This is a genomic window from Salinisphaera sp. SPP-AMP-43 (genome assembly GCF_049568105.1).
Taxonomy (GTDB): domain Bacteria; phylum Pseudomonadota; class Gammaproteobacteria; order Nevskiales; family Salinisphaeraceae; genus Salinisphaera.
In genome coordinates, this window is sequence record NZ_CP145335.1 from 870877 (window position 1) to 889852 (window position 18976).

Sequence of the window (18976 nt, forward strand, 5' to 3'; positions counted from 1 at the left end):
GTGAACCGGCGGTCGCTGAGGCCGTTGGCGAACAGCTTCGAAGGTGGCAGCGATGGCCTACTGGCTCCATCCCGATAAATCGATTCCGAGTGACATGCGCCGGATCATTCGCGAACAGGTCCACAGCGCGTGCCAGGATTTGGATCAGCCCGACCGGGTCGAAGCGATTCACGAGGCCCGCAAGCGCCTCAAGAAGATCAGAGCGGCGCTGCGTCTGGTTCGCCCGGCGATCGGCGAAGCCTATGCGCGTGAAAATCACCGTTTCCGGGATATGGCTCGGCCGCTGGCCGGTACGCGCGACGATCACGTGCTGGTCGAGACTTTCGACAAACTGCTCGACGCACGCTCGGCCGATATCGATCGGCGACGCTACGTGGGGCTGCGGCCGAAGCTGGTCGCACGCCGCGAGCAGGGGACGACCGAGGCCATCGGCGAGCAGATCGAAGCGCTCAAGCAAGATCTGTCAGCGGCCGACGATGCAATCAGAAGGTTGGCATTCGAGCGCAAAGATTTCGGAGCCATTCGGGCCGGCCTCGAACAGACCTATCAGCGCGGTCGCGATGGCTGGCGCGACGCACGCCAGGCGCCCGCCGCGACCACCCTTCACGAATGGCGGAAACAGATCAAATACCACCGCTATCACTGCGATCTGCTGAGCGATCTCTGGCCGGCGCCGATTTCGAGCCGGGAATCGGAATTGCACCGGTTGTCCGATCTGCTCGGCGACGAGCACGATCTTACGGTTCTGGGCCAAACCCTACTCGAGGCCGACGGTCTGGCCATGGCCAACCAAGAGCAACTGTTGGCGTTGATCAACCACCGGCGCACTGAACTCAAGCGCGCTGCGCTACCGCTCGGCCAGCGCCTGTTTCACCCCAAACGTAAAGCGATCGGCCGACATTTCCAAACCTGCTGGAAAGCCCGCCAGACCGAACTCGATAACGGCGCGTAGCTTGCTGGCTCGCTTAGCTTCGGCATTGAACAGCGGCTTCTCAGCAGCCAGTAGAGGGTATTTTGACGAGATCAGCCAACGGCCGAGCCCGTGCACCAAGGGCGTGTCTCCGAGCATGCGGCCGAGCGAAGCGCTTTGCTAAGTGTCTGATTCAATGGTGGGCCCGGTCAGATTCGAACTGACGACCAAGGGATTATGAGTCCCCTGCTCTAACCACTGAGCTACAGGCCCCCAAATGAAAACGCCGGGCGCATTGCACGCCCGGCGCGAAACTATAGCTTGGTGACCGGTGGATCGCCAAGCGTATAGACGAGCTATTCGTCGAGAAAGCTCTTGAGGAAGGTCGCCCGCGAGGGGTGACGTAGCTTGCGCAGCGCCTTAGCCTCGATCTGGCGAATGCGCTCGCGCGTGACATCGAACTGCTTGCCGACTTCCTCGAGGGTGTGGTCGGTGTTCATGTCGATACCGAAGCGCATGCGCAGGACCTTGGCCTCGCGCGGGGTGAGGCTGGCCAGGGTGTTGTGCGTGGCCTCGCGCAGCGACTCGCCCGAGGCGGAATCGTCCGGTGCAACCGCGTTGATGTCCTCGATGAAGTCGCCGAGATGCGAATCCTCGTCGTCGCCGATGGGGGTCTCCATCGAGATCGGTTCTTTGGCGATCTTGAGGACTTTGCGGACTTTTTCTTCCGGCATTTCCATCCGCTCGGCCAGTTCCTCGGGCGAGGGTTCGCGACCCATTTCCTGGAGCATCTGGCGCGAAATGCGGTTGAGTTTATTGATCGTCTCGATCATGTGCACCGGAATACGAATGGTGCGTGCCTGGTCGGCGATCGAGCGGGTGATGGCCTGCCGGATCCACCACGTCGCATAGGTCGAGAACTTGTAGCCGCGACGGTATTCGAACTTGTCGACGGCCTTCATCAGGCCGATGTTGCCTTCCTGAATCAGGTCCAGGAACTGCAGGCCACGGTTGGTGTATTTCTTGGCGATCGAGATCACCAGACGGAGGTTGGCCTCGACCATCTCTTTCTTGGCGCGGCGGGCCTTGGCCTCGCCGATCGACATTTTGCGGTTGATTTCCTTGATGTGATTCACGTCGAGCGAGGACTCGGCCTCGATTTCGCGAATCTGGTTCATCGCCCGCACGATGTCTTCGCGACGGCTGGCAATGGTCGAGGAATAACGCCGCTTGGCCCGGATCAGCTTGTCGAGCCAATCTTCGTTGGTGATGTTTTCCGGCAGCTGGCGGATGAAGTCGCGCCGCGGCATGCCGGCTTCGTTGACGCAGATACGCAGCATTTCGCGTTCGGCGCTACGGATATCGATCATGGCCGTGCGCAGCTGCAGCGTCAGATCGTCGGCAGTCTTGGGCACCAGCTTGAAGCGCATGAAATGCGTAGCCAGTGCCGACAGCGCCGCTTCGGTGTCGGGATGTTCGCGGCCGTTGTTCTCCAGCGAGGCCACGGCAGCATCGTGCAGCCGGCGCAGTTCGACGAACTGGGCCTTGGCTTCTTCCGGATCCGGGCCATCGTTGGCCGGCGCTGCGGTTTCTTCCTCGTCCTCGTCGTCGGCGGTTTCTTCGGCGGCGTCGGTATCGGCTTCGGGGCCCACGGGATCGCCGGTGTCCGGATCGACAAAACCGACCAGAATGTCGGTCATGCGCTTGTCTTCGGCAGCGACCTGGTCCCATAGCTCCAGAAGCCGGCCGGTCGTGGCCGGGAAATAGGCCAGCGAAAACATCATCTCGGACAAGCCTTCCTCGATGCGTTTGGCGATGCGGATTTCGCCTTCGCGATCAAGCAGCTCGACCGAGCCCATTTCGCGCATGTACATGCGCACCGGGTCGGTGGTACGGCCGAACTGGGGGTCGAGCGCCGCCAGCGTCGCTGCGGCCTCTTCGGCATCGTCATCGTCATCGTCGTTGACGGTGCTGCCCGAAATCAGCAGATTGTCTTCGTCCGGTGCCTGCTCGTGCACCGTGATGCCCATATCGCTAATCATGTTGACGATATCTTCAATCTGCTCCGGATCGACGATATCGTCCGGCAGGGTATCGTTGACCTCGGCGTAGGTCAGATACCCTTTCTGCTTGCCATGGGCAATCAGTAGCCGTAGTTGAGATTTCTTGTCTTTACTCATGTGATTCGCTGCGTGTTGGGCTCATAGGGCAAGACGGGCTCGGCGATAACCGTCCATAATAGCATTTTTGACAATCCCAAGCCACCTCTGGCTCGTTCTGTCAAGTCAGGAAGACGGTGCCGATTGGCCTTGCAGCTTGCGTAAAACTTCTTTCAACTCCTCTGCGGACGCCGCATCCAACGGCCCGCGTTCCTGCTGAGCGACCAGTGCGTTGTATCGCTGTCGCAGCTGGGCGCGCGACCGGCTGTGCCGTTGCAAACGCGTCACGGCCTCGATGAATTCTGCCGAGCGTTGCTCATCATCGCCCGGGGAATGGGCCGCGGCGAGGCTTTGTAGACGGTCGAAATAGCGATGTTCGCGATAATGTTCCAACCACTGTGCAACGGATACATTTGGGTTGGATGCGAAAAAGTCAATCGCTTCGGCCAAAATTCGCGCTCCCGGGTTGCTGTTGTCTCTTAGGTCGGCTGTGTGTTGCACATGACGTGCCAAACCGGGCTCGGTCAGCAACAAGCGCAGCGCCCGGGTGACCGGCGGCAGTTGCGTGCCGTGGGCGTTGTCGGCTGTAGGGTGTTCGGCGGCGCTGGCTGACTGGCGCGGTGCGGCCTGGTTTGAGGCATACAGATCGCGCAAGTCGTCGGCCGGCAGGCCGGACAGCCGGCTGATTTCGCCGATCATCTCGGCACGAAAGGCGTCCGGCGGCAGGGCATTGATCGGTTGGCGCGCCCGTTCGACGATCTGGGCGCGTCCATCCGGTGTTGCCAGATCCAGGCCCTCGGTAAGTTGGCCGAGCAGAACTTGTGAAGCAGGCCGGGCCGCCTCGATCGCCTCGGCCATGGCTTCGCGGCCACCTTCGCCGTGCACCAGGCTGTCCGGATCCTCGCCGTCGGGAAGAAACAAAAAACGGACCCGGCGCGCGCCGCGCATCACGCCCAGGCTTTGTTCCATGGCTTTACGGGCTGCGCGCACGCCGGCTTGGTCTCCATCGAAGCAGAACACTACTTCCTGGGTATGGCGAAACAGCGTGGTTAGATGCGATGCGGTGGTCGCCGTGCCTAGGGTCGCCACAGTATTGGCGAAACCGTGCTGGGCCAGAGCGATGACGTCCATATAGCCTTCGACCACCAGCAGCCGCGGCAGATCGCGTAGTGCCTGACGGGCTTCGAATAGCCCGTACATATGATCGGATTTATGGAACAGTGGGGTTTCCGGTGAGTTGAGATATTTGGCGTTATCGTCGCCCAGCGTGCGACCGCCAAACGCGATGGTGCGGCCGCGGGTATCGCGAATCGGGAACATCAGCCGGTTGCGAAAGCGGTCGAAATAGCCGCCGGAATCGCGCTCGATCAGTAGGCCGGCGCGGGCGGCCACGGCGCGGTCGGGCACACGCCGGGTCAGGTCGTCCCAAGCATCGGCAGCAAACCCGAGGCCATAGCGCTTGGCCATTTCGCCGGTCACGCCTCGGTTTTTGAGATAGTCGATGACTGCTTGATTACGCCGCAGCGCCGACTGGTAGTGCCGGTCGGCTAGACGCATGACATCGAATAACGGCTCGCGCGGCGGGCCACTGGGTTGGTCTGCGACCGCGTCGCTGGGTAGCTCCAGCCCGGCGGCTTGGGCCAACACATCCACGGCGTCCCGAAATTCCAGGCGATCGTATTCCATGAGGAAGCTGATCGCGCTGCCATGGGCGCCGCAGCCGAAGCAGTGGTAGAACTGCTTGTTCGGCGAGACCGTGAACGAGGGCGTGTTTTCGTCGTGGAATGGGCAGCAGGCGGTGTATTCGCGGCCGGCCTTCTTGAGCGAGACGCGCGCTTCCACCAGCGCCACGATATCCGTGCGCTCGAGCAGCTGATCGATGAAATGCTGGGGAATGCGTGCCATGGCCGAAAAGCTTGCGAAGCAGCCGGTGTAACCACATCACCGGCTCGCTGGCGGGTGCGGCCCGCCCGGGTAATCTAGAGGTTGGGCTCGCCGGTATGCACGAGCCCAACGACAGCCGTGCTGCGGACGGCTACTGGAGCTTGGCCTTGAGCCGCTGGCTGACCACGGCCATGTCGGCCTGACCGGCCAGTTTGCCCTTGAGCTGGCCCATGACCTTGCCCATATCGCGCATCGAGCTGGCTTCGTTATCGGCGATCGTGCGATCGATGATCGCATCGAGCTCGGTATCCGACAGCTGGGCCGGCAGGTAATTTTCCAATACCGAGATTTCGGCTGATTCGGCGTCGGCCAGTTCATTGCGATCGGCTTCGCGATACTGGGCTTCGGCATCGCGACGCTGTTTGACCATCTTCTCGACCACCGCCAGCACGCCGGCGTCATCGAGTTGTATGCCTTCATCGACTTCGCGCTGCTTGATCGCGGCCATCAGCATACGGATCACCGCCAGGCGTTCCTTGTCGCGGGCGCGCATGGCCGATTTCATATCGTCTTGTAGTTGATCCTTGATACTCAACGTAAGCTCCTGAGGCGGGACAAAACAGGCGATGCAGACAAAAAAAACAGCGGCCCGAGGGCCGCTGTTTCGTCATGATGCAATCGATTGTCGGGCTCGATTCAATCAATCGATGCGACGGCCAGAGCTTTAGTACTGGCGCGTAAACCGCTGCTGTTCGCGCTGCAAACGCTTGGCGTGGCGCTTAACGGCGGCCGCGCGCTTGCGCTTGCGGGTCTGGCAGGGCTTTTCGAAGAACTCGCGACGGCGCACTTCGGTCACGACGCCGGCTTTCTCGCAGCTGCGCTTGAATCGACGCAGGGCAACTTCAAACGGCTCGTTCTCTTTGACGCGTACGCTAGGCATTGAGCAATCACTCTCCGGGAATTCTGATTGTGACGATCACTGGCCGGTGACCTGCGCTCGAGGTGCCGGCTAGAATAGGGCGATGAATAATACGCCCGAGCTACGCACTTTGCAACGTCCGTCGATCATCCTGGGTATCGAAAGTTCCTGCGACGAATCTGCCGCCGCGATCTATTCCGGCGAGTCCGGTTTGCTGGCCCATGCGCTGCATAGCCAGGTCGATCTGCACGCCGAATACGGCGGCGTCGTACCCGAACTCGCTTCCCGCGATCATATCCGCAAGCTGTTGCCGTTGATAGACCATGTGCGTGCCGAAGCCGGCCATCCGGCGCTGACCGGCATCGCTTATACCCGCGGCCCGGGGCTGATGGGCGCCCTGTTGGTCGGGGCCTCGGTCGCGGCGGGTCTTGGCATGAGCCTGAGTCTGCCGGTGCTCGGCGTGCATCATATGGAAGGCCATCTGCTATCGCCATTGCTGGAAGAAAACCCGCCGGCATTCCCTTATCTGGCGCTGCTGGTCTCTGGCGGCCATACCTTGCTGGTCGCGGTCGACGGGCTCGGGCGCTATCGCCAGCTTGGGCGCAGCGTGGACGATGCCGTCGGCGAGGCATTCGATAAAACCGCCAAGATGCTGGGATTGGGCTATCCCGGCGGCCCGGCAGTGGCTGCGTTGGCTGCCCAGGGAGATCCGGCTGCCCACCATTTCCCACGCCCGATGCTGAACCGGCCCGGCCTGGATTTTTCTTTTTCGGGCTTGAAGACCGCGGTGATGCTGGCGATCAAGGCCGGAGATGGTTCGCCGCAGGCCGCGGCCGATATCGCAGCCAGCTTCCAGCAGGCCGTGATCGATACGCTGGTCGCCAAATGTGCGCGGGCGATTCGCGAGACGGGTTTCCAGCGACTGGTGGTTGCCGGCGGCGTGGGTGCGAATGCCGGGTTGCGGGCCGCCTTGGCCGAGCGGGCTGCGCAGGATAGTTTTGCGTTGCATTTTCCCCGGCCCGAGTTCTGTACCGATAATGCCGCGATGATTGCGCTGGCCGGAGCCATGCGTGCGAGTGAGTTCACCGCCGGTATCGTGGGCGCAGAGGCGGTTGCGCGCTGGCCTTTGGAAGACCTCGCCGCGCCGGTCTGATTGCTGTCTGCGGTGCGAGCCCGCGCGGTTGTGCCGCCAAGTAGGCGTCGCGAACGCGAGGGGCGTTGCGCGCGGGCGAGTGGCATCCTGGCGTCGCCGCCCGACCGCGCTGGACGGGCCGGCTCAGGCCGAGTGGACCCTGGCTATGGAGTGGCCCTTGCCGCATAACGAGGCCAGGCGCGGTATGCCGGCATGCCGACAATCGTGTCGAACCCGATCGATGGATGTTCACGCGGCGTTCGTACGACGTCTCGACAGGCGCTGGGCCAGGCTCAGACACGGCGGTGGTTTTGATAAGCTGCGCGCTCGCACTGTCGTACACCGCTTCTGGGAGATCGCTTGGACACTATCTTCATCGATCAGTTGGCCATCGATACGGTCATCGGCCTATACGACTGGGAGCGCAAGATACGTCAGCGCGTGATCCTGGACCTGGAAATGGATTTTGATATCCGGGCGGCAGCCGAAACCGACGATGTCGCCAAGACGCTCGACTACAAGGCCGTCGCCAAGCGGGTGATCGCCTTCGTTGAGAACAGCGAGTTCGATCTGGTCGAGACCCTGTCCGAGCACATTGCAGCTTTGATCCTTGAGGAATTCGCGGTCCAGCGCGTGACTCTGCGCTTGGACAAGCCGCATGCGCTGCGCGGTGCCCAGGGGGTTGGCATTCGAATCAGTCGGGAGCGTTTGCAATGACCGAAGTCGTGGTCGGCATCGGCTCGAATATCGAGCCCGAGCGGCATGTGCGCGAAGCGCTGGCTGCGCTCGCAGCCCGGTTCGGTGCACTGGATATCTCGCCAGCCTATGCCTGCCCAGCAGTGGGTTTTACCGGCGCCGATTTCGTCAATCTGGTTGTAGCCTTCGAGGTCGACGAGACGATCGAGTCGGTCCAGGCCGGGCTGCGCGATATCGAAGCCGACTGCGGTCGCGATCGCGCCGCGCGCGATGGCTCCCGAACCATGGATCTGGATATGCTGCTGTTCGGCGACGCTGTGTTCGACGACGGCGATATTCGGGTGCCGCGGGCCGACATTCTCGACTATGCCTTCGTGCTGCGGCCGTTGGCCGAGATCCGGCCGGGCGGGCATCATCCCACCGACGGTCGGGCTTATCGCGAACTCTGGGCGGCTTTCGACAAACCGGGCCAACCGCTCACGGAGATGGCTCTGGAAGCCCAGCACGGCTCGCGCGGCTAGAGGCTGCGATCGGGCGCGCGCTCCGCGTAGCCGCCAGCGCTAATCGCCGCATCGAGGCCTTGCCGGATTTTTTTATCGGTGGCCGTCCAAGCCTTCAGAACGCCGACCGGGCGTACCTCCATTCGGCGTGATCGTCTCCTGGCCAGGCGCGCCAGGTGATACGGTCTCGTTCGTCCAGCCCAGGCCAGGCCACAACAACAGCAGGTTTGCGACCGAGCACCGGTACGGACACAGCCAATGGGCTCGATCGCCGATATTGCGAGGGCCGGTTGAGGTTGCGGAGAGGCTGCGGTGGCGTGTGCCCCTCGGGTTCGGCAAGACGCGAGTGGTCGTATCGTGGCGTGACGCAGGCCAGGCTCGCCACGACGCAGGAGGCGATGGGGCCGCATGTTGCAGGAACGGCTCCAGCCCGAGGGCGCAAGTGCTGGTGTGGCTTGTCTCTGACTGACGTAACCCCTCGTCGGGCTGCGTCTCGTGATCTTTCGAAAAGCGTTTTTGGCGTGCAGCGCACACGATACCGGAATCGGGCCGGGCTACGGCTGGCGGTATGGGCAGCCGGTCGGCATCTGAATGTACCCCGGCTGCGACAGCGCGCTGAGCCCTTACGGCACGGCTGGGCGGGCCTGGTCCGGTGGTTCGCGGCCGCGAGCGTTCGAGCCGTCGCGTGCCAGGCACCACGACTTCGGGCCCTGCGCTGGCCTTGTGGGTGGCTCGCGTGGCGAGACCCAGGGCCGGCGTTAGCGGCCCAGGCGCCGCCCGCCATCGACCGCCACGACGGCGCCGGTTTGGTAGTCGTTGTCCATCAGGGCCCGCACGGCACGATAGATATTGTCCGGCGAGCCGGTACGTCCGAGCGGGGTCGCATCCAGCATGGATTGCTGTTGCTGGTCGTCGACCCAGCTCTCGAACGAGATCGGCCCTGGCTGGACCGCATTGACCTTGACCCCGGGCGCCAGACGCCGCGCGAACGAGGCCGACAAATTTTGCAGTCCGGCCTTGGTCGCGCAGTAGATGTCGTAGTCGATCGCCGGATGATCGGCATAGATGTCGGTAATATGCACGATATCGCCAGGGCGGCCATCAGGCTCGCTCAGCCGCTCGGCCAAGCGCGTGTTGAGCAAATAGGGCGCGCGCATGTGCACTTCGAAAAAGGCCTGGAACTGGTCCGCGGCTTGCAGCACCTCGTCAGCGGTCGGGGCGAATGCCGAGGCGTTGTGGATCAAGGCACGCAGCGGGGCATCGGCAGCCCCGAGTGCCTCGTCGATGGCTTCGGCAACGGCGAGGCTAGCCTTGGCATCGGCGAAGTCGCCTTGGATCGTGATCGCCCCGCGTGCGATCAGGCGCTCAATATCCTCAGTCGCGGTGCGATATTGGGCAATCACGGCGAAGCCTTCGTCGATGAAGCGATGCGCCATATGCGCGCCGATATTGCGGTTGGCGCCGGTGATGACGACGGGAGCGGTATTGGGTTGGGACATGGCTAGAGTCTGTTGCTGTGTCGATACGCGCCGCATGGGCCGGGGCACGGCTGTATCGGGGCCATCCGGCATAGCGGCGTGGTCGGGCCTGGCAGGGTGATGGGCGTCCGCGCCCAGCGCTTTCTTGAAATAACGCTCGGCGATCAGACTAGGCTTAGCGCACGCCGCATAGTCGCACAATGCCGAATCGCCGCACGACAGCGCCTAGCCGTCGGGCTGTCGCTGCCCAATCCCCCTTGGCGCCCGGCAGCGTCGCACGCCAGGACATGGCCACTCGAGCTGTGGGGCGCGCATACAGGCTTCCCGCAGGCGCTAGTGTTCGGCTAGGGAACGGGTTGGCTGCATGGACTCTAGGGCGTCGCGGATCGCATGGATGCGCTGTTCATGCAGGGCGTGGCCGATTTGTGGGCCTTCCAGGCCTTGGGCAGCCAGGGCTGCGCCATCGATTGTGCAGGCAGCGACCAGCGCAGCCCGGATCTTGTCGGCCTGCGGATAGGCGCGCGATTCGTAGCCGAGCCGGCCGCGGACATCGGCCGTGCAGACGGCGATCAGGTCTTCGAGCCGCTCTGGACGCCGGAAGGCATCGAGCGCTTCGAGCATTTTGAGAACAGTCGCCGGGCGCAGTTGATCGATACGATGGACGTGGGTATGCCAGCGGGCGGTCAGCCGGGCGGTATCGCGCAGCTTTTTGGGCACGCCAAGCCGTTGGCTGGCGGCGTCGGTCGGCGCTACACCGCGTTCTTCGTGGCCACGGTGGCCCGGCAGTACCTCGGCGGGCGTGCTGGCCTTGCCGAAGTCGTGGCAGAGCGCCGCATAGCGAGCGCCGAGGCTGGCGCTTTCGGCAGCGGTCTGGCCGAGTACCAGTAGGGTATGGATGCCGGTATCGATCTCTGGGTGATAGCGCAGCGGCTGGATCACCCCGAACAACGCATCCAGTTCGGGCAGCACGATCTCGAGCGCGCCGACCGAGCGCAGCAGATAGAAAAACAGCTGGGGCTCATCGCCCAGCAGTGCGCGCTGCATCTCGGCCCAGACGCGTTCTGGCACCAGATGGTCGATTTCGCCGGCGGCGACCATATCCCGGGCCAGGGCGAGCGTTTCCTCGGCGACGCTAAAACCGAGCGGCGCGAAGCGCGCGTAGTAGCGGGCCAGCCGCAACAGCCGTACCGGGTCTTCGACGAAAGCCCCCGAGACATGACGTAGGACCCGCGCCTCAATGTCGGCGTACCCGCCATAGGGATCGATCACGGTGCCGTCGTCGGCCCGGGCGATCGCGTTGATGGTCAGGTCGCGTCGGGCTAGGTCGGCTTCCAGCGATACGTCGGCACCGGTATGAAAGGTGAAGCCATGGTAGCCGTGGCCGCTCTTACGCTCGGTACGTGCCAGGGCATGTTCTTCGCGGGTGTCAGGATGCAGAAATACCGGAAAATCACGGCCGACCGGGGTATAGCCGGCTTCGGTCATCTGTTCCGGGGTCGCGCCGACCACGACCCAATCGCGGTCGCTGATTGTCAGCCCCAGATATTCATCGCGCAGGGCGCCGCCGACCAGATAGCGCTGCATTATCGTCCTCGGGCTGCCCCGGCCGGCAGCACGCCACATACCGGGGTGTGGGCTGCCTGCAGGGGCATCATGGATCGTCGATTCGCAATCGTTAAGCCGATAGCCTCATTCCTTGCCCGGTTAGGCCGAGCGCTGATCTTGTATGGGGCCTAGAACGTGGTCTGGGTATCGTCGGGGTAGTTCGATGCGATATCCGGAATACGCTGGGCGAGCGGGATCACCTGTTCTGGCAGCCGGTGCTGGAAGACCGTCATATGAGACATCGCCCGCTGTACATAGTGCCTTGTTTCCGTATACGGAATATTGGCGATCCAGATGTCGGCCGGGGTTTTGTCGGCCGGCAGCCACTGGGCGATCTTGCGTGGCCCGGCGTTGTAGCTGGCTGTGGCCAGGGCGATATTGCCCGACCAGTCGGCCAGCATATCGCGCAGGTAGCGGGCGCCGAAGCCGATGTTGGTCGACGGGTCGTTGAGCTGATGGGAGCTGGGTCGGGCCCGGCCCATCGACCGTGCCAGATGGGCCGCGGTGCCCGGCATCAGCTGCATCAGGCCGCGGGCGCCGACTGGCGAGCGCACGGTCGGCTGGAACAGCGACTCGGTGCGGATGATCGCCAGTACATAGGCTGGGTCGAGATCGTTGGTCTGGGCGGCCTGCTGTACCTCGGTCAGAAATGGCAGCGGATAGCGGATATCCAGATCGTCCCAGTAGTCGGCCTTGGCCAGGGTCGTGATCGCCCGGGCATACCACTGCCAGTCGAAGGCAAGACGCGCGGCCTGGGCCAACGCATCCGAGTCCAGATCCTCGGTGACCTGGCGCCATTCCAGATAGGCATAGTGGCGCATGCCCAGTTCATGCAGTTCGTGGGCGCGCCTCAGGGCCGGATTGGACCGGGCCCGGGCCAGTGCGCTCGCATCGTTGGGCACTGGTCGTTCGTTGAAGCTGTAGTCCTGGTCGAGGGCATCGGCAGCCAGATAGCCGTGGTAAGAACGCTGCTTGGCCAGTGCCGTATAGATCGTGCGGGCCTGATCCTCATGGCCAGTCTGGGCCAGCGCCCGCGCCTTCCAGTAGCGCCACTCCTCGTCGTCTGCGGTGTCCGCAGGCAGGCTATTGATCGCATCCAGCACCAGCGGCCAGCGGCGCTGATAGATCGCGGCCCGGATTTCCCAGCCCAGTGCATGCTCGTCGCCGGCCATACGGGCATGATCGATACGGGCGAACCAGAGCAGGGCTTCGGGCCGATGATCCTCGGCGAACAACAACGACACATAACGTCGCATTTGATAGCGCTGGTCGTCATTGAGATGCAGTCGGGCTACCAGGGGCGCGAGCAGATCCGCGGCTCGGTCCAGATCGCGTAGGGCCAGCCGCTTGAACGCATATACCGCGATATCGCCGTCCAGGCCAGAGGGCGTATTGGCCAAGCGGGCCGGCGTTTCGGCTACGCTCAGCCAGCGATCGATGCGGGCAGCGTCGGCGGTCGGTATCTGGCGCGCCAGATAGCGCGCCAGACTGAATTGATTGTTGAGGATCGCTTTGCGGGCACGCTCCCGGACCACCGCGGCACTCAGGCGGCCGCTGTCCTTGAGCCAGGCGAACACCGGGTCGCAGGCCGAGGGCTGGCTTTGGCCCACCGTATACAACGCTAGGGCTTTCTGGGCCGGGGAACGCCCGAGTTCGATGGCGGCATGCACGGCCCGACATTGGGCCGTAGTGCCGTCCGAGTCGCGGGTATGGGCAAGCACCTGCTGCCACTGGTCGCGATCGGCTAGGCTGTCGAGCCATGGTCCGCGCAGGCGCTGGGCCGGCGGCAGCTTCGGATGAGTGGCGATAAAGCGCGCGACCTGGGTATCCAGCGCCGCGCTCGGCCGGGTGCGCAGCTCGTGGCGCAACTGGGCGGCTTCGAGATAGTCGAACAGCGGATAGTCGCGCAAATCCGCGACTTCGGCCGATCGGCTGTCGAGGTGGCCTTGACGGGCCGCTTTCAGGGCATCGAGAAATTCGCTGCGGGTCGCATCAGTGGCAGCATGAGCGATCCCGGCACAAGCCAGGGCAGCGGCGAACAGGAGCGCGCGCATCGACGATCGGGCGAATCGGGTGACCGGTGGAGTGTACCGCATACGCTGCCTGTGCCCAGATCGTGTATCGCGCCCCGGTCGCCGCGGTCCGGTTCACTCAGGAGGCGTCGAGGAAGCTTTCGTCGGCATTGCTGGCGGTGGCGTCCGGCAACAGGGTGACTCCGGCCGGCTCGCATTGCAGCACCGCATCGTGCAGGGCGCTGATGGCCTTGGGCCGCGGAAAGCTGCGTCGCCAAGCGATCGCGATCTGGCGTTGGGGCGCGGGCCCGGCGAACGGTCGGGTTTCCAGTAGCCGCGATTCCTGGCTCAGATTGGGGATCGACGAGCGGGGCAGCACTGTGATGCCGAGCCCGCTGGCCACCATGTGCCGGATGGTTTCGAGGCTAGAGCCCGAGCGCGTTCGAGTGGCTTCCTCGTTCTCGCGGCATTCGGCACACAGCTGCAGCACCTGATCGCGGAAACAATGGCCAGGGCCTAGCAACAACAGGTTATCGCGGGCCAGTTCGTCGGGCTCGATCGATTGGCGCTCGGACCAGGGATGGTTCTGGGGCATCACTACGACGAACGATTCGTCATAGATCGGCCAGGTCGCTACGCCGGGGACTTCGTAGGGCATGGCCACGATCACGGCGTCCAGCTCATTGTTGCGCAACTGCTGGGTCAAATTGCCAGTGAGGTTTTCTTCGATAATCAGCGGCATGTCCGGGCTGGTCTCGCGTAGACGCGGGATCAGATGCGGCAGCAGATAGGGCCCGACTGTGTAGATCACCCCCAGCCGCAGCGGGCCTTTGAGCTCGTCGCGACCTTGTTCGGCTACGGCTTCCAGAGCGCTGACTTCGCCCAGTACGCGATAGGCCTGCTCGATAATGCGCCGGCCGATCGGCGTTACCCGGGCTTCGCCGCGGTTGCGCTCGAACACCGTTACGCCGAGTTCGCTTTCGAGCTTCTTGACCGCGACCGACAATGTCGGCTGGCTGACGAACGCACGTTTGGCCGCGCGTCCGAAATGCCGCTCTTTATCGAGCGCGATCAGGTATCGCAGTTCGGTCAGGGTGATATGCATAAGCAATCGTCATTATAGCTCAAGCCTGTCGCCGTTTCATGCGGCACCGATGCGATATCGGCAGGTTTGGGCGCTTGTTATAGTTCCATTCGCGGCTGAACGCGGTCTAATCCGCCTGGCCCAGTATGCGGCGTTGTGTTGGCGCATGGGGGCATTGTCTATTACGGCCGATTAGCGTCGCTAAGATGCGCCCCGAGCGACGCTGGCGCCGGGTTAGCCGATCGTAGGCCATGTACACATCGATCTGGACATCCTCAGAGGTTGCAGGCCAGAGCCGATCCGCCATGGCAAAACGCGGCTAAGCCGGCGCCAACCAGTCGCGCGGCTTGAGAAATCGCTCGGTCAGATCGGCTTCGGGCGAACCCGGCTCCGGGTCGTATCCATACTGCCAAGCCGCCAGCGGTGGCATCGACATCAGGATCGATTCGGTACGCCCTTTCGATTGCAGGCCGAACAATGTGCCGCGGTCGTAGAGCAGGTTGAACTCGACATAGCGCCCGCGGCGATAGAGCTGGAAGGCCCGCTCGCGCTCGCCCCAGTCGTGTGGATGGCGGCGTTTGACGATCGGCTCGTAGGCATCCATGAAGCCATCGCCGATGGATTGCACGAAAGCCAGCGAGTCGGCGAAGTTCAGTTCGTTGAAGTCATCGAAAAACAGGCCGCCCACGCCGCGGGTTTCATCGCGGTGGGGCAGATAGAAATAGTCGTCGCACCAGTTCTTGAAGCGCGGATATAGATCTTCGCCAAATGGCAGGCACGCATCTCTTGCGGCCTGGTGCCAGGCCACGGCGTCTTCTTCGAAAGGGTAGTAGGGCGTCAGATCGAAACCGCCGCCAAACCACCACACCGGTTCTTCGCCTTCTTTTTCGGCCACGAACAGCCGGACGTTGGCATGCGAGGTCGGCACATAGGGATTGCGCGGGTGAATCACCAGCGATACGCCCGAGGCGATGAACGAACGACCGGCCAGTTCGGGGCGCCGTGCCGACGCCGAAGCCGGTAGCTCGTTGCCCAGCACGCGGGAGAAATTCACCCCGGCGCGTTCGAATACATCGCCGTCGGCCAGTACCCGGGTATCGCCGCCGCCGCCCTCGGCGCGCGTCCAGGTATCCGAATGGAAACGCGCGTTCGGTTCGAAAGCGCTCAGGCGCGCGACGATCCGGTCCTGAAGGCCACGGAAATAATCGATCGCGGCGTCCGGATCGGCTACGTCGTTGGCAGAGGTCTGATGGTCAGCCACGGATAGTCTCGTCGGTTGTGGCATCGCGAATAGTGCTGGCCTTGCCGGGCGTTTCCGGCTGCCCGCCGAGCACCAGGTCGATGCGTGAGCCAAAAGCCGCCCGGGCCCGCCAGGGCGAATCCACTGGCGGCTGGCCGGTCACATTGGCGCTGGTGGACACGATCGGCCCACCAAACGTCTGGCACAGGGCACGGGTCAGCGCATGCGCGGTCTCGCGCAGGGCGATCGTGGCCTGGCCGCCGGTCAGCCACCAGGGCGCATCGGCATGCGCCGGTAACAGCCAGGTGGTCGGCCCCGGCCAGGCCTCGACTGCGCGCTGCCAGGCACCCTCGACCGTGGGATCGACCAGTGGCGCAAGCTGTGCCGCATCGGCCGCGACCACGATCAGTCCACGGCTGGGGTCGCGCTGCTTGACAGTGATGACGCGCCAGACGGCTTCGAAATCGTAGGCATCGGCGGCCAGGCCCCAGACGCCCTCGGTGGCATGGGCGATGACGCCGCCTGCGGCCAGTGTGCGGGCCGCCAGCCGCAGTCGATGCGGCGAGACATGAAGATCGTGCATGGCCTTGAACCCCCGGCAGCCGAACGGGCGCGGCACAGGCCCGGGGCGGCCCGGGCTGTAGTAACCGCGTCAATGCTGCGAATTGTACGCCGGATGGCAGCGTCTTTGGGCTGCCTCGCTACGACGAGGCCGTGCCGCCCGATGGACTGCCGCCGCTGCGGCTCCGGCTGGTCTTGGTTTTGCTCTTCGACGCGCTGGACGTGCTGCCTTTGCTGCCGGTTGCGCTTTTGGACCCGGACGTTTTCTTGGTCGCCGTCTTGGTCTTGCCATTGCCGGTTTTGCTCTTCGAAGCCGCGCTTTTGGACGTCTTGGCCTTGGAGGCCGAGGTCTTGGCCGTCTTGGCGCTGCTCGAAGCCTTCTTGGAGGCTGAGGTCTTGGCGTTCTTGCGGCCGCGTTTTTTCTTCTCCGGCGCCTTGGCGATGATCTCCTGGCATTGTTCCAGGGTCAGATCGGCCGGCTCTTGGTCCTTGGGCACGCTGGCGTTTTTCTTGCCATCGGTGATGTAGGGGCCGAACGGACCGTGCTGAACCTTGATGCCCGCGTCTTCGAAGTGTTTGATCAGTTTCTTAGCGTCGGCCTCTTTCTTCTCGGCGATGACTTCGAGCGCGCGTTCTTTGGAGATCGTGTAGGGATCGTCCTCCTTGAGCGAAGCAAACTTCTTGCCGTAGCGGACGTACGGACCGAAACGTCCGATATTGACCTGGATCTCCTCGCCTTCCGGGGTCTCGCCCAGATCGCGGGGCAGGTTGAACAGATACAACGCTTCGTCGAGCGTGATCTTGTCCATGTCCTGGCCTTTGCGCAGGCCGGCGAACTTCGGTTTTTCTTCGTCGTCCTTGGAGCCGATCTGCACGAACGGACCGAAGCGGCCGATGCGTACGATCACCGGCTTGCCGGTCTCGGGATCGGTGCCGAGCTCGCGGGCCTGAGCGACTTCCTCGCGCGACAGATCCTGCTTGGCCTCGATCTGGTCGGAAAAGCGTTCCCAGAACTCGGCCAATAGCGGCCGCCATTCGGCCTCGCCACGCGATACGGCGTCCAGCTGGTCTTCCAGATTCGCGGTGAACTCGTAGTCCACATAGCGGGTGAAGTGATCGGTCAGAAATTTATTGACGATCTTGCCCAGCGGCGTCGGCATGAAGGCCTTGCCATCCATCTCGACGTATTCGCGATCCTGCAACGTGGAGATGATCGCGGCATAGGTCGAGGGCCGGCCGATATCGTATTCCTCGAGCGTGCGTACCAACGCAGCTTCGGTAAAGCGCGGCGGCGGCTCGGTGAAGTGCTGGGTCGGCACGATCTCGTTGAGCTTGATCGTTTCGCCTTCTTCCAGCGGCGGCAGGCGCTTGTCGTCGTCGTCGTCGCCCTTGCTGTCGTCGGCGTCCCGGCCTTCCTTGTAGACCGACAGGAAGCCGGCTTCGCGCAGGGTGCGGCCGGTGGCGCGGAATAGATGCTGGTTGTTCGCATCGGCCGCCAGATCGGCGGAGACGGTATCGAACAGGGCATGCACCATCTGGCTGGCCACTGTGCGCTGCCAGATCAGCTCGTACAGCCGGAACTGATCGGTGGTGAGATAACCCTTGATCTCGCTCGGGATACGCGCGCTCGCGGTCGGCCGGATGGCTTCGTGGGCCTCCTGGGCGTTTTTCGACTTGGTCTTGAAGGTGCGCGGCGAATCCGGAAGATTTTTGTCGCCGTAGCGATCGCCGATGGTCTGGCGGATCTCGGTCAGGGCATCGTTGGCCAGATTCACCGAGTCGGTCCGCATGTAAGTGATCAGGCCGGTCTCGTCGCCGTCGCCGAGCTTCACGCCTTCGTACAGCCCCTGGGCAGTACGCATGGTCCGGCGCGCGTTGAAGCCGAGCTTGCGGGCGGCTTCTTGCTGCAGGGTCGAGGTCGTGAACGGCGGCGACGGGTTACGCCGGCGCTGTTTCTTCTCGACCGTGGCCACCCGCAGGCTGCCTTGCGCGGCCGCGATCAGTTTTTCGTAGGCGGCATCGGCGCCGCCCTGGTCGTTGATCGTGAACTGTTCGATCTTGTCGCCGTCGAGTTGGCTCAGGCGGGCAGAAAAGGGCGTGTCGTCTTTTTCGGCCTTGGCCTCGATGCGCCAGTACTCTTCGGGCACGAACGCCTCGATCTCGGCGTCGCGCTCGCAGATCAGGCGCAGCGCCGGGCTTTGCACGCGCCCGGCCGATAGCCCGCGCTGGACTTTTTTCCACAGCAGCGGCGACAGATTGAAGCCGACCAGATAATCCAGCGCCCGGCGTGCCTGCTGGGCATTGACCAAGTCGTCCGAGATACTGCGAGGATGGGCCACGGCATTGGCCACCGCGCGCTTGGTGATCTCGTGGAACACCACGCGCTTGACGTCTTTGTCTTCGAGCAGGCCGCGATCGCGCAGCAGTTCCATCAGATGCCAGGCGATCGCCTCGCCTTCGCGGTCCGGGTCGGTGGCCAGCAGCAGGGTGTCCGACTGCTTCAGGCTCTTGGCGATCTTGTCGACCTGCTTCGCGTTGCGCTCGATCACGTCGTAGTGCATCGCGAAGTCGTTCTGCGTATCGACCGCGCCTTCTTTGGGAATCAGGTCGCGCACATGGCCGTACGACGCCAGGACTTGATAGTCCTTGCCCAGGTATTTCTCGATGGTCCGGGCCTTGGCCGGGGACTCCACGATGACGAGGTTTCGGCTCATCGATTCACAACGTTGATGGAATGAATATCAGCGCGAGCGCGCGGCGAAGCGAACCCTAGCACAGCCTTTGAAGCATGCGCGA

The 18976-nt window shown here is 63.4% G+C and carries 15 protein-coding genes and 1 tRNA gene; 4 read left to right on the forward strand and 12 right to left on the reverse strand.

The genetic code is table 11. The features are described 5' to 3' along the window. The first annotated feature begins 52 nt into the window (after positions 1-52). The gene (locus tag V5738_RS03700) at positions 53-952 is read left to right on the forward strand and encodes a CHAD domain-containing protein (RefSeq protein ID WP_423823061.1); all 900 of its coding nucleotides are present in this window, start codon (positions 53-55) and stop codon (positions 950-952) included. Between the two features lie 155 nt (positions 953-1107). Here the strand turns inward: V5738_RS03700 and V5738_RS03705 are convergent. The 5 genes from V5738_RS03705 to rpsU form a co-directional block, all read right to left on the reverse strand. Further along, positions 1108-1183, reverse strand: a tRNA-Ile gene (locus V5738_RS03705). Positions 1184-1266: 83 nt separating this feature from the next. After that, positions 1267-3090: an RNA polymerase sigma factor RpoD gene (rpoD, locus tag V5738_RS03710; protein ID WP_423823062.1), complete on the reverse strand. Its 1824-nt coding sequence runs from the start codon at positions 3088-3090 to the stop codon at positions 1267-1269. Positions 3091-3195: 105 nt separating this feature from the next. After that, on the reverse strand, positions 3196-4974 hold the full coding sequence (gene dnaG / locus V5738_RS03715) for a DNA primase (protein ID WP_423823063.1): 1779 nt from the start codon (positions 4972-4974) through the stop codon (positions 3196-3198). Positions 4975-5104: 130 nt separating this feature from the next. Next, positions 5105-5548, reverse strand: a complete 444-nt coding sequence (locus V5738_RS03720; RefSeq protein ID WP_423823064.1) for a GatB/YqeY domain-containing protein — start codon at positions 5546-5548, stop codon at positions 5105-5107. Positions 5549-5677: 129 nt separating this feature from the next. Next, complete coding sequence (gene rpsU, locus V5738_RS03725; RefSeq protein WP_037332947.1) at positions 5678-5893, reverse strand: 30S ribosomal protein S21; 216 nt, start codon at positions 5891-5893, stop codon at positions 5678-5680. Between the two features lie 82 nt (positions 5894-5975). On the opposite strand from rpsU, the gene tsaD reads away from it, so the two are divergent. The 3 genes from tsaD (at position 5976) to folK (ending at position 8221) form a co-directional block, all read left to right on the forward strand. Further along, complete coding sequence (gene tsaD / locus V5738_RS03730; RefSeq protein ID WP_423823065.1) at positions 5976-7025, forward strand: tRNA (adenosine(37)-N6)-threonylcarbamoyltransferase complex transferase subunit TsaD; 1050 nt, start codon at positions 5976-5978, stop codon at positions 7023-7025. A 339-nt stretch (positions 7026-7364) separates the two neighbouring features. Further along, complete coding sequence (gene folB / locus V5738_RS03735; protein WP_423823066.1) at positions 7365-7721, forward strand: dihydroneopterin aldolase; 357 nt, start codon at positions 7365-7367, stop codon at positions 7719-7721. Further along, positions 7718-8221, forward strand: coding sequence for a 2-amino-4-hydroxy-6-hydroxymethyldihydropteridine diphosphokinase (gene folK / locus V5738_RS03740; RefSeq protein WP_423823067.1), 504 nt, complete (start codon positions 7718-7720; stop codon positions 8219-8221). Before folB ends, folK begins: the two co-directional genes overlap by 4 nt. Before the next feature lie 737 nt (positions 8222-8958). Here the strand turns inward: folK and V5738_RS03745 are convergent. The 7 genes from V5738_RS03745 to V5738_RS03775 form a co-directional block, all read right to left on the reverse strand. After that, positions 8959-9699 (reverse strand): SDR family oxidoreductase, encoded by a 741-nt coding sequence (locus tag V5738_RS03745; protein WP_423823068.1) that lies wholly within the window; start codon positions 9697-9699, stop codon positions 8959-8961. A 312-nt stretch (positions 9700-10011) separates the two neighbouring features. After that, positions 10012-11262 (reverse strand): multifunctional CCA addition/repair protein, encoded by a 1251-nt coding sequence (locus tag V5738_RS03750; RefSeq protein ID WP_423823069.1) that lies wholly within the window; start codon positions 11260-11262, stop codon positions 10012-10014. Between the two features lie 149 nt (positions 11263-11411). Next, positions 11412-13337, reverse strand: coding sequence for a transglycosylase SLT domain-containing protein (locus V5738_RS03755; RefSeq protein WP_423823070.1), 1926 nt, complete (start codon positions 13335-13337; stop codon positions 11412-11414). A 97-nt stretch (positions 13338-13434) separates the two neighbouring features. Further along, positions 13435-14394, reverse strand: a complete 960-nt coding sequence (locus V5738_RS03760) for a LysR substrate-binding domain-containing protein (protein WP_423824232.1) — start codon at positions 14392-14394, stop codon at positions 13435-13437. Between the two features lie 304 nt (positions 14395-14698). Next, on the reverse strand, positions 14699-15664 hold the full coding sequence (gene hemF, locus V5738_RS03765) for an oxygen-dependent coproporphyrinogen oxidase (RefSeq protein ID WP_423823071.1): 966 nt from the start codon (positions 15662-15664) through the stop codon (positions 14699-14701). Then, positions 15633-16202, reverse strand: coding sequence for an L-threonylcarbamoyladenylate synthase (locus V5738_RS03770; protein ID WP_423823072.1), 570 nt, complete (start codon positions 16200-16202; stop codon positions 15633-15635). Before V5738_RS03770 ends, hemF begins: the two co-directional genes overlap by 32 nt. A gap of 118 nt (positions 16203-16320) precedes the next feature. Beyond that, positions 16321-18894: a DNA topoisomerase I gene (locus V5738_RS03775; protein WP_423823073.1), complete on the reverse strand. Its 2574-nt coding sequence runs from the start codon at positions 18892-18894 to the stop codon at positions 16321-16323. Between the last annotated feature and the right edge of the window lie 82 nt (positions 18895-18976).

What these genes read in the sequence shown, in the direction of transcription:
- V5738_RS03700 (WP_423823061.1), top strand. Translation starts at nt 53, where the DNA reads ATGGCCTACTGGCTCCATCCCGATAAATCGATTCCGAGTGACATGCGC.
- folK (WP_423823067.1), top strand. Translation starts at nt 7,718, where the DNA reads ATGACCGAAGTCGTGGTCGGCATCGGCTCGAATATCGAGCCCGAGCGG.
- V5738_RS03755 (WP_423823070.1), bottom strand. Translation starts at nt 13,337, where the DNA reads ATGCGCGCGCTCCTGTTCGCCGCTGCCCTGGCTTGTGCCGGGATCGCT.
- rpoD (WP_423823062.1), bottom strand. Translation starts at nt 3,090, where the DNA reads ATGAGTAAAGACAAGAAATCTCAACTACGGCTACTGATTGCCCATGGC.
- V5738_RS03775 (WP_423823073.1), bottom strand. Translation starts at nt 18,894, where the DNA reads ATGAGCCGAAACCTCGTCATCGTGGAGTCCCCGGCCAAGGCCCGGACC.
- rpsU (WP_037332947.1), bottom strand. Translation starts at nt 5,893, where the DNA reads ATGCCTAGCGTACGCGTCAAAGAGAACGAGCCGTTTGAAGTTGCCCTG.
- V5738_RS03750 (WP_423823069.1), bottom strand. Translation starts at nt 11,262, where the DNA reads ATGCAGCGCTATCTGGTCGGCGGCGCCCTGCGCGATGAATATCTGGGG.
- dnaG (WP_423823063.1), bottom strand. Translation starts at nt 4,974, where the DNA reads ATGGCACGCATTCCCCAGCATTTCATCGATCAGCTGCTCGAGCGCACG.
- V5738_RS03770 (WP_423823072.1), bottom strand. Translation starts at nt 16,202, where the DNA reads ATGCACGATCTTCATGTCTCGCCGCATCGACTGCGGCTGGCGGCCCGC.
- tsaD (WP_423823065.1), top strand. Translation starts at nt 5,976, where the DNA reads ATGAATAATACGCCCGAGCTACGCACTTTGCAACGTCCGTCGATCATC.
- hemF (WP_423823071.1), bottom strand. Translation starts at nt 15,664, where the DNA reads ATGCCACAACCGACGAGACTATCCGTGGCTGACCATCAGACCTCTGCC.
- V5738_RS03745 (WP_423823068.1), bottom strand. Translation starts at nt 9,699, where the DNA reads ATGTCCCAACCCAATACCGCTCCCGTCGTCATCACCGGCGCCAACCGC.